At 72.7% G+C, this 16,414-nt stretch carries 11 protein-coding genes; 9 read left to right on the plus strand and 2 right to left on the minus strand.

Features of this window, described 5'->3' with window-relative positions; translation table 11 throughout:
• The first annotated feature begins 39 nt into the window (after window positions 1-39).
• The 5 genes from ACZ63J_RS36750 to ACZ63J_RS36770 are packed head-to-tail and all read left to right on the plus strand — an operon-like array spanning window position 40 to window position 8,051.
• On the plus strand, window positions 40-6,774 hold the full coding sequence (locus ACZ63J_RS36750) for a colicin E3/pyocin S6 family cytotoxin (protein ID WP_465439802.1): 6,735 nt from the start codon (window positions 40-42) through the stop codon (window positions 6,772-6,774).
• Complete coding sequence (locus ACZ63J_RS36755) at window positions 6,771-7,043, plus strand: hypothetical protein (RefSeq protein ID WP_465407525.1); 273 nt, start codon at window positions 6,771-6,773, stop codon at window positions 7,041-7,043. The genes ACZ63J_RS36750 and ACZ63J_RS36755 overlap by 4 nt, the downstream gene beginning before the upstream one ends.
• Window positions 7,040-7,420, plus strand: a complete 381-nt coding sequence (locus ACZ63J_RS36760) for a hypothetical protein (protein ID WP_465407523.1) — start codon at window positions 7,040-7,042, stop codon at window positions 7,418-7,420. The genes ACZ63J_RS36755 and ACZ63J_RS36760 overlap by 4 nt, the downstream gene beginning before the upstream one ends.
• Before the next feature lie 18 nt (window positions 7,421-7,438).
• A complete protein-coding gene (locus ACZ63J_RS36765) occupies window positions 7,439-7,690 on the plus strand; it encodes a hypothetical protein (protein WP_465407521.1) in 252 nt (83 codons plus the stop codon).
• Between the two features lie 28 nt (window positions 7,691-7,718).
• Window positions 7,719-8,051, plus strand: coding sequence for a hypothetical protein (locus tag ACZ63J_RS36770; RefSeq protein WP_465407519.1), 333 nt, complete (start codon window positions 7,719-7,721; stop codon window positions 8,049-8,051).
• A gap of 60 nt (window positions 8,052-8,111) precedes the next feature.
• On the opposite strand, the gene ACZ63J_RS36775 is transcribed toward ACZ63J_RS36770, so the two are convergent.
• Window positions 8,112-8,564 (minus strand): hypothetical protein, encoded by a 453-nt coding sequence (locus ACZ63J_RS36775; protein ID WP_465407517.1) that lies wholly within the window; start codon window positions 8,562-8,564, stop codon window positions 8,112-8,114.
• A gap of 80 nt (window positions 8,565-8,644) precedes the next feature.
• Between ACZ63J_RS36775 and ACZ63J_RS36780 the strand changes: the two genes are divergently transcribed.
• Both ACZ63J_RS36780 and ACZ63J_RS36785 read left to right on the plus strand, forming a co-directional pair.
• Window positions 8,645-9,418 (plus strand): alpha/beta fold hydrolase, encoded by a 774-nt coding sequence (locus ACZ63J_RS36780; protein ID WP_465407515.1) that lies wholly within the window; start codon window positions 8,645-8,647, stop codon window positions 9,416-9,418.
• Complete coding sequence (locus ACZ63J_RS36785; protein ID WP_465407513.1) at window positions 9,415-10,200, plus strand: MerR family transcriptional regulator; 786 nt, start codon at window positions 9,415-9,417, stop codon at window positions 10,198-10,200. The genes ACZ63J_RS36780 and ACZ63J_RS36785 overlap by 4 nt, the downstream gene beginning before the upstream one ends.
• Window positions 10,201-10,207: 7 nt before the next feature.
• Here ACZ63J_RS36785 and ACZ63J_RS36790 read toward each other — a convergent pair whose 3' ends face one another.
• Entirely contained in the window at window positions 10,208-13,270 is a 3,063-nt protein-coding gene (locus ACZ63J_RS36790) for an NACHT domain-containing protein (protein WP_465407511.1), read from the minus strand.
• Window positions 13,271-13,399: 129 nt separating this feature from the next.
• Between ACZ63J_RS36790 and ACZ63J_RS36795 the strand changes: the two genes are divergently transcribed.
• Entirely contained in the window at window positions 13,400-13,792 is a 393-nt protein-coding gene (locus ACZ63J_RS36795; RefSeq protein WP_465407509.1) for an RIP homotypic interaction motif-containing protein, read from the plus strand.
• Window positions 13,789-16,077, plus strand: a complete 2,289-nt coding sequence (locus ACZ63J_RS36800) for an AAA family ATPase (protein ID WP_465407507.1) — start codon at window positions 13,789-13,791, stop codon at window positions 16,075-16,077. Before ACZ63J_RS36795 ends, ACZ63J_RS36800 begins: the two co-directional genes overlap by 4 nt.
• Window positions 16,078-16,414 lie beyond the last annotated feature (337 nt).

Raw genomic sequence — 16,414 nt, forward strand, 5'->3', positions numbered from 1 at the left:
CTCCCTCTTCCCCTTCGCGACCCGAATCTGGAGTTCGGCATGTCCGGAAGACGTTTTGCGCCCAACCTTGCCCTCGTCCTGGCCGCGGTGATGGCCGTGACGACGGTGCAGGCCCTGCCCGCCGCGGCGGACGAGCCCAGCTTCGTCCACCTGCCCGAGCTGCAGCAGGAGAAGTCCGTGCCCGGCGGGCCGGTGCCGGTCCGGCCGCTGCCGGTCAACGCCGTCGACGAGGCGCTCGCCCGGCCGCGTCCGGAGGCGAAGTGGCCGGGAGCGGCGAGCGCCGAGACGACGGCGCCGGGGGTGGCCGCGCGCTCGGCCACCGCGCCCGGCTTCCGGCAGGCCGGCTCGCTGCCGGTCGCGGTGGCCGTCGACGCCCCGAAGGCGCAGGCGCGCTCGGCCGCGCCCGTCGGCGAGGCGAAGGTCCGGGTCGAGACGCTGGACCAGGGGCGCGCCGAGAAGGCCGGCGTCACCGGTCTCGTCCTGGCGGTCGAGGACGCCGGGGGCGCGGCCGGCCGGTCGCTGTCGGTGCGGGTCGACTACCGCGGCTTCGAATCGGCCTTCGGCGGGGACTACGGCTCGCGGCTGAAGCTCGTCCAGCTGCCGGACTGCGCCGCGCGGACCCCGGAACGCCCGGAGTGCCGCACGGCGACCCCGGTGGAGACGGTGAACGACACGGCTTCCCGGACCGTCACCGCCAAGGTGGCGCTGCCCGCTCAGCAGCAGCGTTCGGCTTCGCGGGTCATGCTGGCCGCCGCGGCGGCGCCCTCCGGCGCGGGTGGCTCGTTCGAAGCCACCGGGCTGTCCCCGGCCGGTTCCTGGTCTGGCGGCGGGTCGAGCGGTGACTTCACCTATTCGGTGCCGCTGCGGGTGCCGCCGCCCAACGCCGGGGTCGCCCCGAAGCTCGGCCTCGGGTACTCCTCCGGCACGGTCGACGGCCGCACCAGCGCGACCAACAACCAGGCCGCGGCCCCCGGCGACGGCTGGGAGCTGTCCGCGGGCGGGTTCATCGAGCGCCGCTACAAGGCCTGCGCCGACGACCTCGGCGGCAGCCAGGCCCAGCGCAAGACCGGCGACCTCTGCTGGGCCACCGACAACGCCGTCCTGAGCCTCAACGGCGTCTCGGCGGAGCTGGTTCTCAAGGACGCCAAGGCCGGCCTGTGGGTGCCGAAGCACGACGACGGCTCGCGGATCGAGCACCTCACCGGCGCCACCAACGGCGACGACAACGGTGAGCACTGGAAGATCACCAGCAGCAACGGCACGCAGTACTTCCTCGGCCTCAACCGGCTTCCCGGCTGGAGCGAGGGCAAGCCGGAGACCCGTTCGACCTCGACCGTGCCCGTGTTCGGCAACAACGCCGGCGAGCCGTGCGCCAAGACCGCGTTCGCCGACTCCTGGTGCCAGCAGGGTTACCGCTGGAACCTCGACTACGTCGTCGACCCGAACGGCAACGCGACGACGTACTACTACGAGCCCGAAACGAACTTCTACGGCCGGGACATGGCCGCGGACAAGCAGACTTCGTATGTCGCGGCGAACAGCCTCCGCCGGGTCGAGTACGGCCTGCGCTCGGACGCGCTGTTCGCGCCCGCGCCCTCGCGCGTCTGGTTCGACACCGCCGAGCGGTGCCTGCCGACGAGCACCTTCGCCTGCAACGCCGGCCAGCTGACCAAGGACACCGCGAAGAACTGGCCGGACGTGCCGTTCGACCGGATCTGCGCGGCCGGCGAGAAGTGCGAGAACCGGACGTCACCGGCGTTCTTCAGCCGCAAGCGGCTGGTCAAGGTGCTCACCCAGATCCGCCGGGACGACGTCACCGGCGCCGCGCAGTGGCGCGACGTCGACGCGTGGACGCTGCGGCACGAGTTCCCGGACACCGGCGACGGGCTCTCCCCGGCGCTGTGGCTGGCCGGGATCACCCACACCGGCCTGGCCGGCGGCACCGACTCCCTGCCCGAGATGAAGTTCCACGGCCTCTCGATGCCGAACCGCGTCGCGGCCGGCGACGGCCTGCCGCCGATCACCCGCTACCGCGTCGAGCGTGTGCAGAACGAGGCCGGCGGGATCACCGAGGTCAAGTACTCGGACCGCGAATGCGTCTGGGGCTCGGCGATGCCCGCCAACCCCGAAACCAACGGGAAGCTGTGCTTCCCGAGCTGGTGGCTGCCCGAGCACGGCTACGACGCGGTGCTGGGCTGGTTCCACAAGTACGTCGTCAAGGCGGTCACCGAGGACGACCGGACCGGCGGCTCGGCGCTGAAGAAGACGGCCTACGACTACCTCGGCGACGCCGCGTGGCACTTCGACGACGCCGACTTCGGCGAGCCGGAGCACCGGACCTGGTCGCAGTGGCGCGGGTTCGGCGAGGTCCGCACGACCACCGGCGAACCCGGCACCCCGCAGACGGTGACGGTCGAGCGGTTCCTGCGCGGCATGGACGGCGACCGGCGGCCCGGCGGGACGCGGCAGGTGGCGGTCGAGGACTCCGAGGGCGGCAAGGTCACCGACGCCGACGTCCTGGCCGGGTTCACCCTCGAATCCCAGTCCTACGACGGCGGCAAGCTGGTCTCCTCGTCGGTCAAGGTCCCGTGGCTGCACGGCCCGACGGCGACCGCCGGGGACGACAAGGCGTACATGACGAACGTCGAGACCACCCGCGGCCGGACGCTGCTCGGCGACGGGACCTGGCGCCGCACGGAGGTCAAGAACTCCTTCGACGCCCACGGCAACGTCGTCGGCGTCGACGACGCGGGCGACCTCGCGGTCACCGGCGACGAAACCTGCGCCCGCACCGAGTACACCGCGAACGACACCGCGTGGATCCAGGACCGCCCGGCGAGCGTGCGCACGGTCGCGCTGCCGTGCTCGGCCGACGAGAACACCCCTGGCAAGCTGATCGGCAAGGTCCGGCAGAGCTACGACAGCCTCGCCTCCGGCGCCGCGCCCACCAAGGGCAACCTGACCGCGACCGAGCGCTGGACCGGCACCGAGTGGCAGCTGACCCAGGGCACCACCTACGACGACCTCGGCCGTCCGGTCAAGGTGGTCAACTCCGCGGGTGACGAGGTCAAGTCGGCCTATGAGCCGGGCCCGGAGTTCGGCGTCCGCAAGGTCACCAAGACCGACCCGCTCGGGTACACGGCCGTGACGACGATGGACCCGGCGCACGGGCTCACGACGTCCGACGAGGACATCAGCGGCCGCCGCGCCGACATGGAGTACGACGCGCTCGGCCGGCTCGTCCGCGCCTGGGCGCCCGGGCAGTCCAAAGCGGACAAGAAGGACCCGACCAGCACGTTCGGCTACCGGTACCGGACCGACGCGCCGACCGTCGTCACCACGAGCTCCCTGCGGGAGAACGGCGGCTACACGACGTCGTACACGCTCTACGACGGCCTGCTGCGCGAACGCCAGACGCAGCTGCCCGCCGTCGCGGGCGGCCGGATCGTCAACGACTGGTTCTACGACTCCCGCGGCCTCCAGGCCAAGGTCAACGGCTCGTACTACAACGACCAGCCCGCCGGGGACGCGCTGCTCGGCGTGCTGGACAACGCCGTGCCGAACCAGACGGTGACGGAGTTCGACTCCCAGCAGCGCGAGACCGCGGTGATCTTCCGCAAGCTCGACGTCGAGCAGTGGCGGACGAGCTCCAGCTACGCGGCCGACCGCGTGACCACCGTGCCGCCGCTGGGCGGGACCACGACCACGGTCATCCGCGACGTCCACGGCAACGCCGTCGAGAAGCGGCAGTACCACGGCCGTGAGGCGACCGGGGACTACGACTCGACCAAGTACCAGTTCGACGTGCGGGGCCTGATGACCGCGCTCGTCGGGCCGGACAACGCGAAGTGGACCTCCGAGTACGACCAGCTCGGCCGCAAGGTCGCCGACCACGACCCGGACACCGGGGACCGGCGCTACACCTACACCGCGCTCGACCAGCTCGACACCACGACCGACGCCCGCGGGGTCCGCGTCCGGACCGAGTACGACAAGCTCGGCCGCCCGGCCGCACAGTTCGAGCGGCCGGCCGCGGACGCGCCCGAGGCGACGGTGGCGACCTGGTCCTACGACAAGGTCAAGCGCGGCACGGTCGACACGTCGACCCGGAACGCCGGTGGCAAGGCCTACACCAAGCAGGTCGTCTCCTACGACGCGGCGAACCGGCCGACCGAGACCAAGGTCGTCATCCCCGACGGCGAAGGCAAGCTGACCGGCAGCTACTCGTTCAAGACCTCTTACGACACGAACACCGGACAGGTGACGTCCCGCACCCAGCCGGGCGCGGGCGGCCTCGACCCGGAGCTGATCAGCTACTACTACAACGACCTCGGGCTGCCCACCGAGACCCAGGGCGCCGACACCTACGTCCCGGAGCACCTGTACTCCAAGTACGGCGAGACGCTGCGGCTGACGCTGGGCACGGGCGGCAAGAAGGTTTACACCTCGATGTTCTACGAGGAGGGCACCCGGCGCCTCTCCGGCGTCGACGTCCAGCGCAACCTCGAGAGCGGCGCGTACCTGGCCAAGCGCAGCTACGGCTACGACCCGGCGGGCAACATCACGAAGCTGGCCGACACCCCGCCGGGCTCGCCCGGCGACGTCCAGTGCTTCGGGTACGACCACCTCAAGCGGATGACCAGCGCGTTCACGCCGAAGAGCGGGAACTGCGGCGAGCGGCCGTCGGTCGCCGGGCTGGGCGGGACCGCGCCGTACTGGCACGACTACGCCTACGACAAGGGCGGCAACCGCACCTCCGACGTCGAGCACACGGCGGCGGGGGACACCACGCGGACCTACGCCTACGGCGGCCCGGACGGCGCCCAGCCGCACACGCTCCGGACCGTCACCCAGACCGGCCCGACGGGCACGGCGAAGGACGAGTTCGCCTACGACGCGACGGGCAACACGACCGGCCGCAAGGTGTCGGGGTCGTCGCAGACCCTGGAGTGGGACGCGAGCGGCCGCCTGGCGAAGCTCAAGGAGCACGACGGGCGCGAGTCGTCGTTCGTCTACGACGCCGACGGCGAACGCCTGATCAAGCGCGAGTCCGGCATCACGACGCTCTACCTCGACGGCATGGAACTGGTCCTGCAGAACACGACCAAGGACCTGACCGCGCGGCGCTACTACGACCACGGCGGCTCCGCCGTCGCGGTGCGGACGTCCGGCCCGGGCGGTGGCCTGTCGTGGCTGCTGGGCGACCACCAGGGCACCGCGTCGATGACGATCAACGCGTCCACTTTGGACGCGAAGTCGCGGCAGGCCGACCCGTTCGGCAACCCGCGGGGCAAGCAGCCGGCGTCGTGGGCCGACGACAAGGGCTTCGTCGGCGGCACGAAGGACGGCAGCGGCCTGACCCACCTCGGCGCCCGCGAGTACGACCCGGTCACCGGCCGGTTCGCCTCGGCCGACCCGGTGCTCGACGTCGACGACCCGCAGCAGCTCAACGGGTACGCCTACGGCAACAACTCGCCGGTGACGAACTCGGACCCGAACGGCCTGTACTGGAAGACCGTCTCGGTGGCCCAGCGGACCGCGGTGACGACGGTCCTCTGGACGCTCTACTACGCCGGGCTGTTCATGCCGATCGTGATGTTCGTGGCCGTGACCTACTGGGTCGTCCAGGTCTTCTACTACCGCATCTGGATCGACCCGCCGTGGACCGGCGGTGGCGGCGGCGCGGGCGCGGGCGACACGAAGCAGCAGGCGCTCAAGGACGCGGGCCTCAGCCAGGCGGAGTACGAGGAAGCCAAGAAGGCCGCGGCGGACAAGCGCAGCTGGATCGACGTGGCGATCCAGGTCGGCGGCGACATCCTGCAGGAGATCATCGGCGTGAAGGGCGTCGTCGACAACTGCATCAAGGACTTCAACCTGGCCGGCTGCGCCTGGGAGATCCTGACGTCGCTGCCGTGGGGCAAGGTCCTCAAGGGCGGCAAGATCGTCGACAAGATCGTGTCGGCGTTCAAGGACACCCTGACGTGGATGAAGCGCCGCGACAAGGCGGCGTCCGACCTGCGTCGAGTGGAGGAGGCCGAGGAACGCCTGTCGAAGGTGACGGGGTGCAACAGCTTCGCGCCGGGCACGCTGGTGCTGATGGCCGACGGCAGCCGTCGCCCGATCGACCAGGTCCGGCTGGGCGACCGGGTGGTGGCCACGGACGTCGAGACCGGGCGGAGCACGTCTCGCGAGGTGGTCGCGACGATCATCGGGCAGGGGTGGAAGCGCCTGGTCGAGATCACGGTGACCGGCCAGGCCCCGATCGTGGCGACGGCCGGCCACCCGTTCTGGGTGCCCGCACAGCGCAGCTGGGTGGACGCGGAGGACCTCCACCCTCGCGACACCCTGCTGGCGGCGAACGGCGCCACGGTGACGGTTTCGGCGGTCCACGAGCTGACCCGGCCGGCCCGGGTGCACAACCTGACCGTGGACGAGGACCATGTCTACTACGTGACGGCGGGCGACACGGATGTCCTGGTGCACAATGCGCCGAAGGGCGGCGGCGGCGACAACTGCGGGTACACGCCGGCGCCCAAGTCGATCCCGGGGGTCAAGGGCCTGCAGCCGGCCAAGCCGAAGACGGGCGTCCAGGGTGGTGGCGGACTCCGCAAGCGGTGGAAGGACAGCAAGGGCAACATCTACGAGTGGGACTCCCAGCACGGTGAGCTGGAAACCTACGACAAACGCGGACGGCACCTCGGCCCGGTCGACCCGGCCACCGGCGATCCCATCCCCGGCAAGGGCCCGGTGCCGGGAAGGACGGTGGAGCCGTGAGCTGGTTGGTCGAGGCCTTTCGGGAGGACGACGAGACTCTGGAGTGGGAGGTGGAGTTGCGGCCGGTCGCTCGCGAGGAGTTGGAGCGGGCGCTGAGCCTGCCGGACTTGTCGGTCCCGGCGTCGTACCCCTTGAGTGCCGAGCAGGTCACGGTCGCGCTGGGTTTCGCGGTCACACCGCCCGACCCGGCGCCGGCCCTGGACCCGCGCCGGCTGGCGTTCTACCTCAGCGAGGTGGCGGACGAGGTGCCTGCCGTCGAGAACCGGTGACCGGTCCGACACCGGGCGACCTACTCGCCCTGGAGGAGATCGCGTTGCTGGACCGGGCGCTGCTGGAGTGGGGCGGCCCGGCCCGGTGCAGCGACGAGCTGGCGGTCGGCATGGGGTTCGAGGGCTTCGCCGACCTGCTCACCCAGTGCGAACGGCTGCGGCGGGCGTTGCGGGAGGGGACCCCGCTGGCCCCGGTGGACTGGGCGCGGGTGCTGATCGCAACGGAGATCGTGTTCGTCAGCGACCTGGCGGGCACCGGCTTCGAGTGGCGCACGACAACCGGCTTCGACGACGGGGCGACGATTGGGCTGTTGCGGGGGATCCAGCGGAAGCTGGGGAAGGTGGTCCGGCCGTACTACGGGAAACGTCCTGCCTGAGGGGAGGGCGGTGGAGCCGTGAGCTGGCTGGTCGAGGCCTTTCGGGAGGACGACGAGACTCTGGAGTGGGCGGTGGAACTGCGGCCGGTCGCTCGTGCGGAGTTGGAGCGGGCGCTGAGCCTGCCGGACTTGTCGGTTCCGGCGTCTTACCCCTTGAGCGTCGAGCAGGTTGTCGGTGCGTTGGAGTTCGCGGCCGCGCCGATCAGTCGGGAGCCGGACCTGGATCCGGGGCGGCTGGCGTTCTACCTCAGCGAGGTGTCGGCTGGATGAGGACGGGGGACACGCCCTCCTGGACAGCTTGATCGTGTCGTGGCAGCGGCACGTCGCGAAGCTGCGCGGGGATCTCGACCGTCCGGACAGTGACCGGACGGTCTGGGGTGCGCACGACTACCTCGCCGCCTTGTTCGCGCGTGACGCTGTCGCCGACGGGCTCGGTGCCGTCGGCGCGGAGCTGTCCGCGTGGGCGGTGGTCGACGAGGAGTTCAGGTCGTTCACCGAGCCGGACGGTCGGAGACTGCTCGCGCACATCGACGACGCGGTCGAGCCGGGTGCGGGCTGGTGGTGGACGAGGGTCCCGGTCCGCGGTCCGGCACGCCGGGAGATGGACACGATCGTGCGGAACCTGAGCTGACCGGCCGAGGCGTCTCGTCTACCGTCTGGTCGACGGGAGCCGGAAGCTGCGGAAGGCCTCTCACGGCCAACTGCGGGTCCCGATCGTGAGGGCCCGCGCCCGTTCGCCGGAGCTCCCCGGTCCGATGCGGTCCGCGAGACAGGTGCGGTGGACGATCACCGTGTGGCTGCCGGGGCCGTCGTTGCTGCGGACGTCGAGAACCAGGCCGTCGCCACCCGCGCTCAAGACCGTGTGAACGCCGCAGAAGTCGCACGGCCGGCGGAACGACTCCAGGTCCTCGGGCCGGATACTCAGCCGGACCCACGCGGGAGGCGACCACCGCCGGACGTCCTCGACCACCGCGTCCAGCTCGGTTCCCACCGCCGGAAACGGCGACTTCATGTCCACCGAAGCGCCGATCTCCTCGTGGCCGGCGATCCGTGCGGCCAGCCCCCACGGGTGATGGCCGAGCACCGTGGCGCGGACCCGCCGGCCCGGCATGAGCGCCAGGCTCGCGGTTTCGAATCGATCCATGACAGCGCGATCCTGGCCAACATCGGCGTCGAAGTCCAGAGCGTTGACCTTGACCCGAGGTCAAGGTGGACGCTGCCCTCATGACCACCACACCCTGGACCGGCCTGGTGCCGGTCGACGACACGGCCCTCGCGGTCACCGACACGCGCGGTGCCGGCCGGCCCCTCGTCTACCTCAACGGCTCCTACGCCGGCCAACGATCCTGGCGGCGGGTGATCGCCGCGCTCGGGCCCGGGTGGCGGCACGTCACCTATGACGAACGGGCTCGCGGCCGGTCGAAGCGGTCGGCCGACTACTCCTTCGAGGCGTGTCTCCGTGACCTCGACGCCGTGCTCGAGGCGACCGGCGTCGACCGGCCGCTGCTGGTCGGCTGGTCCTACGGGGCCGCGCTCGCCGTGCACTGGGCCGACCGGCATCCGGATCGGGTCGCCGGGGTGGTCTCGGTCGACGGGGCCGTTCCGTGGGGGTACACCGGGGAGGAGGACCGGGAGAAGATCCGGCGTATCTTCGGCAGGATGCGGATGTTCCTGCCGCTCGCGCGGCCGTTCGGCCTGGCCGCCTCGATGAGCGCCGCCCAGCACGCCGAGATCGGCATCGAGATCAACGAGATCTGCGCCGCGCTCGAACCGCTGCTGGACCGGCTGTCCTGCCCGGTGCGATTTGTCTTCGCCACGGGCGCGAACCTCGGTGGTGGCGCCGAAGAGATGGAGGAGATGCGCGCGTCCCTCGACCCGGTGCTCCGCCGGAACCCGAACCTGCGGGTCAGCGCGAAGGTCGGGAGCAACCACACGCAGATCCTGCGCAAGGACTTCCGTGCCGTCGCCGCGGCCGTGCGGGAAACGCCGAGCCGATGACCGACGGGGTGACCATCGGCCAGGCGGCCGTCTTCGCCGGCGTCACGATCAAAACCGTGCGGCACTACCACAAGCTCGGCCTGCTCGACGAGCCCGCGCGCGACAGCTCGGGGTACCGCCGCTACCGGTCGGCCGAGCTGCTGCGGCTGGTGCGGGTCAAAACCCTGGCCGCCGCCGGGGTGCCGCTGGCCGACATCGCCTCCCTGCTCGACGCCGACACCACGACGTTCGCGGCCACGCTCGTCGACGTCGGGCGGCGCCTCACCGACCGCATAACCGAGCTGACCGCGCAGCGGGACATGCTCCACCGGCTCACCTCCGGCGACCGGACCCTGCTGCCCGACCGGGCCGTGGTGATGCTGGAGGGCATGCCGACCCTCGGCTTCTCGGCCCACGACGTGCAGACGGCCCGCGAGTCCTTCGTGCTGGCCAAAGCCCTGGTCCCGGACGGCTTCGACGACTACCTCACCGACATCGAGCAGGCGCTGCACGACCCCCGCTTCGTCGAGCTGGCCACGCGCAGCGCCGAGGTCAGCGGCTGGGAGCCGGACGACCCCCGGGTCGCCGCACTGGCCGCGGACATGGCCGAGCACTACCTCGCCCACCCCGCGCAGCTGCGGATCGTCACCGGCCTGCAGGCCCGCACCGAAACCGCGACCCGCTACCGGATGGTCGCCCACCACGGCGAAGGCCCGGACACCGCCGCCGCCCGCTTGGCCTCGCTCGTCGAGAAGAAGCTCCGCGCCGCCGGGATCGCCCTCCCCGGAACGGATTCACGCTGAACCGGGCTCAGGAGTCGGTGTAGAGCACGATGTCGGCCTCGGGCAGGGCGTCGCGCGCCGCGCCTTCCTGCGTCACCGGGATTCCGTGCAGCTCGACGCGGACCGCGCCCAGCCGCCGCAGCCGGACCAGGTCCTGCACCGGCTCGCGGATCGTCAACGTCAGGCGCCGCAACGTCGGGAGCGCGGCCAGCTCGCCGACCTCCTCGACACTCGGGATGCCGGCCATCGCGACCGCCTCGACCTCGGCGAGCCGGGTGATGCCGCGCAGGTTGCGCTGGTCGGCGCGCAGGGCGATCTCGAGCTCGCCGACCCGGAGTCCTTCCGGGAGCACGTCCAGCCCCTCCGCGAGCCGCCCGTGCCGCAGGGACAGCCGGGGCAGCCGCGCGTTGTCGAGCGTGTGCAACGCCTTGATGGCGTCGAGGGAACCGGCGTGCAGCCGGAGATCCGTGACGCCCATGCGGGTCAGCGCCGACAGGTCGGTGATCGCGCTGCTGAACCCGGAGATCCACAACGACCGCAGGCCGGCGCAGTCGACGAGGCCGTCCAGGTCGCCGACCACGTCGTTCGACTTGAGCTCCAGGTGCCGCAACGCGTGCAGGCGCGGCAGCGGGTGGATCCCGCGCGCCTCGTCGTCGAGGGGGACGTCGCCGACCAGCTGGATCGCCTTGAGCGTGCGGAGGTGGTGCAGCCGCCGCAGGACGTCCCAGCGGTGGACCTCCAGCAGGAAGTCGCCGAACTCGACGTTGGCCAGCGAAGTGGCCGCGTACTCCTCGGAGTACTCGTTGTACCGCCACGCGCGCAGCAGCTCGTTGATCACCGACCGGCCGTGCGAACCGCTGAACATCCGGATCTTCTCCCACGACTCCTCACCGCCGATCAGCGCCAGCGTGCGGATGACGCGCGCGGCGATCCGGTCGGGCGCTTCGCCGGTGCGCTCGGCCAGCTCGTCGATCTCGGCGGGCCCGGGCAGCAGGTCGATCACGAACGTGCCGGCCTTGGCGAGCAGCTCCGCCTCGTCGAACCCGGCCGGCGGAACCAGGCCGCGGACGGCGGCGAGCACGTCGGTGCGGACCCGTTCGGGCTCGATGACGTCGACGTGGCCCAGCGCCGCGGCCGCCAGCAGGACGAGCCGGTCGGCGACTTCGTGGTCGCGGCGGGTGCCGCGCCGGCCCGCCCGCTCCAGCAGCCGGGCGAGCAGGTCGCCGGCCTCGGCGGGACGGGCCTGCGCCGCGGCCATGAACACGACTTCGTTGAGCGCGTCGTCGTGGGCGTGCTCGACGACGTAGCCGATCTCGCCGGCCTTGACGAACTCACCCGCGGCGAGGAAGTCGCGGAACGTCCGGTGCACAAACGCGATCCGGTGGTCGGCGCTGTTCTCGCGCAGCACGCCGCTGCGCTCCAGCAGGTGCCGCAGCACCTGGTCCGCGTCGGCGCCCTGCGACCGCAGGCCGGACATCGCGCGGGCGAAGCGCTTCGCCGCGTCGTCACGACGCACCAGCAGCTCGGCGTTGCGGACCATCGGGGCGGCGAACCGCTCCAGGAGGATGATCTTCTCCTTGTCCGACATCCGCAGCTCGTCCTCGACCTGCACCCCGCGCCGGGTGTCCCACTCGCCCAGCAGCAGCTGCAACGCCTTGTCCAGCAGGTCTTTCCGGCTCTGCGGCAGGTACATGTTCTCCCGCCGGTAGAGCGCGCACAGCAGGGAGCACAGCAACGGGCTCGACACCAGGCCCCGCACGTCCGGACGCGCCGCCAGGGCTTCGCGGAGCCGCTCTTCGCAGCCGGTCAGCCAGGTCCGCTGCAGCTCGTCGGTCTCCAGTGTCCGCGCGGCGGCGTACCAGTGCGAGACGAGCTCGCGCATGCCCCGGCCGCTCAACGGGAGCAGCTCGTACCGCGGCAGCGGGGCGCCGACCGACGGCCAGTCGTCGTCGACCGCCGACGGCCGCGTGGTGATCACGTACCGGGCCTCGGGATACCCGCGCAGGAAGCCTTCCAGCCAGCCGCGGACCTCTTCGCGGCGCGTCCGCAGCACCTCGTCGACGCCGTCGACGAGCACCATCGCCCGCCCGGACCGCAGCAGCCCGCTCACCCAGCCCGGCGGCATCTCGCCGGCGAGGGCGGGCGCGCTCACCCGGACCAGGTCCTCCGGCTGCGGCAGCGGCCGGTCGGTGAACTGCCGCAGGGGGACGAAGAACGGCACCACACCGCGCCACGGGTCGTCGTCCTCGGTCCCGGCGCGCGTGGTGGTCGCGGCGGTGTGCGCCAGCCACTGCAGCAGGGTCGTCTTGCCGGCACCGGCCCCGCCGACGAGCAGGACGTGCCGGTCGCCGACCAGCGCGTGCGCCGCGTCGGTGCCGGTGCCGGTCAGCGCGGTGTCGGTGGGGGAGGAGGAACGGCGGGCCACCGAGGGCACCGAGTAGAACCGCTCGAACGAGTGACGCGCGGGTGCGCGGCCGGCGCCGACCTGGAACAGCTCGAACGTCGCGAACGAGCCGGCGAGGTAGGAGAGGTAGTGCCGTTCGAAGGCGTCCGCGACCCCGCGGGCCCGCCGGTCGGGCTCCACGCCGAGGGTCGACACCTGACGCCGGAGCTCGGCGATCTCGCCGGCCATCGCGGCCTGGACCGCGTGCATCACCTCGTCGACGGCCCGGGCCCGGCGCGCGACCCGGTGGCAGCACTCGGTCAGCAGCCGGTCGTGGGCCGCCGTCCCGTCGGGCCCGAGCGCCGCGGACGAGAGCGCCCGCCGTCCGGCCGTGGCAACCCGGGCGCGCAGCCGGGTTTCGTCGGTGAGCACGGCGGGATCGGCGCGGACGAGCCCGCCGATGTCGGCCGCCACCAGCGCGGCGGCCACGGCGTCGAGCGCGGCCTGCCAGTCGCCGTCGGACACCGCGGCGAACTCGACGCGCCGGAGGTCGGCCAGGTCCTCCTCGGCGGCGACCAGCTGCCGCGTCGGATCACCCAGGGCGCGGAGCTTGCGCTGCTCGCCGAGCCGGTCGGCGCCCCGCTCGACGGCCCACTGGTGCAGCGCGGCGAACGTGGCCCCGAGGGCGCCGGCCAGCGTGGACGACAAGGGATCGACGGTGCCACCCCCACAGTGAGATCGACCTGGTCAGTGTATCGAAAACGCGGTGGCCGAGCCGCCGGCCGGCCCGCTCGGGCACACTGGTGCTCCGGCTTCGTCCGAGCGCAGGGAGGCGTGATGGTGGGGGAGTTGCTGGACGTGGTGGCCGCCGGCCTGGCCGCGGGAGCGGCGGCCGGGGCGAAGGACACCGCGTCGCTGGCGGTGAAGGACGCCTACGCGGGCCTGCTCGGCGGGCTGCGCCGGCGGTTCGGGGCGAAGGTGGCCGAAGAGCTCGAAGACGTCGCCAAGGACGACGCCACGCCGGACCGCGAACAGCGGATCCGCGCCGAGCTGGCCCGCGCGCTGGACGGGACGGCGCTCGCGCCCGAGGACGAGCTGGTCACCGCCGCCCGCACGCTGCTCGACCGGGCCGGGGGCAAGTACTCCGTCGACGTCCGCGAGTCGCAGGGTGTGCAGATCGGCGACCACAACTCGATGACGCTGAACCTCGGCCCGCGACCGCCGCGGTGACCGAGCCGGGCCCGCCGTCGGTCGACGCGCGGTACGGGCAGGGCGTGCAGGTCGGGGACCACAACACGCAGCACATCCACCTCCCGGCCGCCGGAAGCGGCGCGGCCGTGACCACGATCCACGCCGACCCCGGCGCCGAGGTCTTCGTCGGCCGGGCGCCGGACCTCGAGCGGCTGGCGGCGGTCCTGGCCCCGGCCGCGTCCGGCGCCACCGGCGTGGTGCAGGGCATGGGCGGGATCGGGAAGACCGCGCTGGTCCGGCGGGCCGCGGCGGCCGCGGTCGCCCGGGGCTGGTTCCCCGGCGGCGCGGTCTTCGTGACCCTGCGCGGGTACGACCCCGTCGCGGAGAACCGGATCCCGCCGGGCCGGGTGTTCGCGTCGGTGTTGCGGGCGCTGGGTGTGCCGGCCGCCGGGATCCCGGCCGACGCCGCGCAGCAGCCGACCGCCTACCACCGCCACCTCGACCTCCTGGCCGCGCGGGACCGGCCGGTGCTGCTGGTGCTGGACGACGCCGCGGACCCCGGCCAGGTCCGCGATCTGCTGCCCACGTCGTCGGCCGCGCGCACCCACCGGGTGCTGGTCACTTCGCGCAACACCCTGCCGCTGCCCGGCGCCGACCGCGTGGCGCTGGACGTGCTGCCGCCGGGTGAGGCCACGCAACTGCTGGGCGCCGTGCTGGACGAGCGGGCCCGGAGCCGTGGCCTCGCAACCGATCCCCGGGCCGCCGCCGAGACCGGCGCGGTGGCGGAAGTGCTGCGGTGGTGCGGATATCTGCCCCAAGCCGTGGTCATCGCCGCGGGTGTGCTGGCCGAGGAGCCGGAGCTCACCGTCGGCGAGGTCGCGGCCGACCTGGCCGACACGCGGACCCGGCTGGCCGTGCTGGACGACGGCGCGGGCGGGGTGCACGCCGCGTTCGTGGCGTCCTGGCAGCGGTTGCGCGGCCGGGACCCGGAGGCCGCCCGGCTGCTCTGCCTGCTGACCGTCGCGCCCGGTCCCGACGTCGCCCTGCCGGCCGCCGCGGCGGTGCTGGGGACCGACGAGGCGGTCGCGCGCACGCGGCTGCGGGTGCTGACCCGCGCCCACCTGCTGCTGGGCGGCCCGCGGCGCTGGCGGTTCCACGACCTGCTGCGCCTCGACGTCACCGGGCACGCCGTCGCCGATCTGGGTGTCACCGAGGCGCAGCTGGCCGCCGCGACCGACCGCGTGCTCGACCACTACGTCGTTTCGACGCGGGCCGCGCTCGCCTGGCGGGCGACGGTGCGGTCCCGCGCCACGGGTCCGCCGGACGGGCCGTTCACCGGCTGGGACACCGCGCTGGCCTGGCTGGACGCCGAGCAGGCGTGCCTGGTCGCCGCGGTGGCCGCGGCTGGGGAAACCGGGCGGCACCAGCAGGTCGTGGAGCTGGTCTCCGGCCTGACGGGGTTCCTGTCCTGGCGGCGTCAGGTGGCCGACTGGGTCGCCGTCGCGCGGATCGCCGACCGGTCGGCCCGCCGGTTGCGGGACCCCGTCGCGACGCTGCGGGCCATGGACAACCTGGCGGCCGCCCTGATCGAGGCCGGTCAGTTCGAGGAGGCTCTCGACAGCCTGAACACCGCCATGCTGGCGGGCCGGATCCTCTTCGACGACCTGGCCCTCGACGGGCGGATGTGGGACGACACGGGCCTGGCGCTGCAGGGCCTGGGTGACTCCGTGCGGGCGGCGGGTTACCACCACTACGCGGCCGACCTCTTCCAGGAGCTCGGCGACCGGCGCAGCGAAGCCTCGGCCCGGAGCAACACGGGCACCGCGCTGGTGGACCTGGGTGATCACCTGCGGGCGTTCGACGCGCACACCGCCGCGGTGGCGATCTTCCACGACCTCGGGGACCGGCCCGCCGAGGCGATGGCCCGGGGCAACCTGGCGATCGTCCTGTACGGACTTCGTCAGCGCGGCGACGCGATCGACCTCTTCCTGGCCGTTGGCGCCGTCTTCGAGGAGGTCGGCGACCTCCACAGCGCGGCGCGGACCTGGCGCAACCTCGGGGTGGTGTACCGCGAGGCGGGCTGGTTCGCCGACACCGTGAAAGCGTTTGCCGCGGCCGCCGTGACCTCCGCGAAGATCGGCGACCGGCGCGCCGAAGTCCGGGCGTGGCGGGAAGTGGAACGCCTCTGCGTCGCCGCCGGCCGGCCGGACGACGCCCGGTTCGCCGCGGAGCGCGCGGGCCCGGCGACCGAGGCCGACGAGCCGATCACCGGCCTGCGCGGGTGGCGGATCCGCGTCGAGCTCGAAGACGGGCCGGTGCCGTAGGGCCGGTTCGGGCCGTTCGCCGGATTCCGCCGCCCCGCGAATCGAATTCGTCGATGGCCGCCGGTGACCGCGGCGGGTCCGCCGGGGACGGTCCACGGTGGAACGGGCGCCCGGCGCCGGAATCCGATGTCCACAAAGGTGCCGTCCGTTTCCGGGCTCCGTCGGCGAACAGTGTGGACACGGAATCCGGAGAAGCCCGATGGTGACGGCTAACGGGAGTGGTGGGCCCGAAGTGCCGGTTCCGGTAACCGCGAAGCCGTCGGTCAAGTCCTTTCGAGGTAACGATCGCCCACGTCGAACAGGTGCTGTTCACCCTCCGTACGCGATCGGGCGAGAG

The organism is Amycolatopsis sp. NPDC104863 (assembly GCF_055582965.1).

Coding starts and splice junctions, on each gene's coding strand:
- ACZ63J_RS36750 (WP_465439802.1), top strand. CDS start 40: ATGTCCGGAAGACGTTTTGCGCCCAACCTTGCCCTCGTCCTGGCCGCG.
- ACZ63J_RS36775 (WP_465407517.1), bottom strand. CDS start 8,564: ATGGATCGATTCGAAACCGCGAGCCTGGCGCTCATGCCGGGCCGGCGG.
- ACZ63J_RS36785 (WP_465407513.1), top strand. CDS start 9,415: ATGACCGACGGGGTGACCATCGGCCAGGCGGCCGTCTTCGCCGGCGTC.
- ACZ63J_RS36780 (WP_465407515.1), top strand. CDS start 8,645: ATGACCACCACACCCTGGACCGGCCTGGTGCCGGTCGACGACACGGCC.
- ACZ63J_RS36795 (WP_465407509.1), top strand. CDS start 13,400: ATGGTGGGGGAGTTGCTGGACGTGGTGGCCGCCGGCCTGGCCGCGGGA.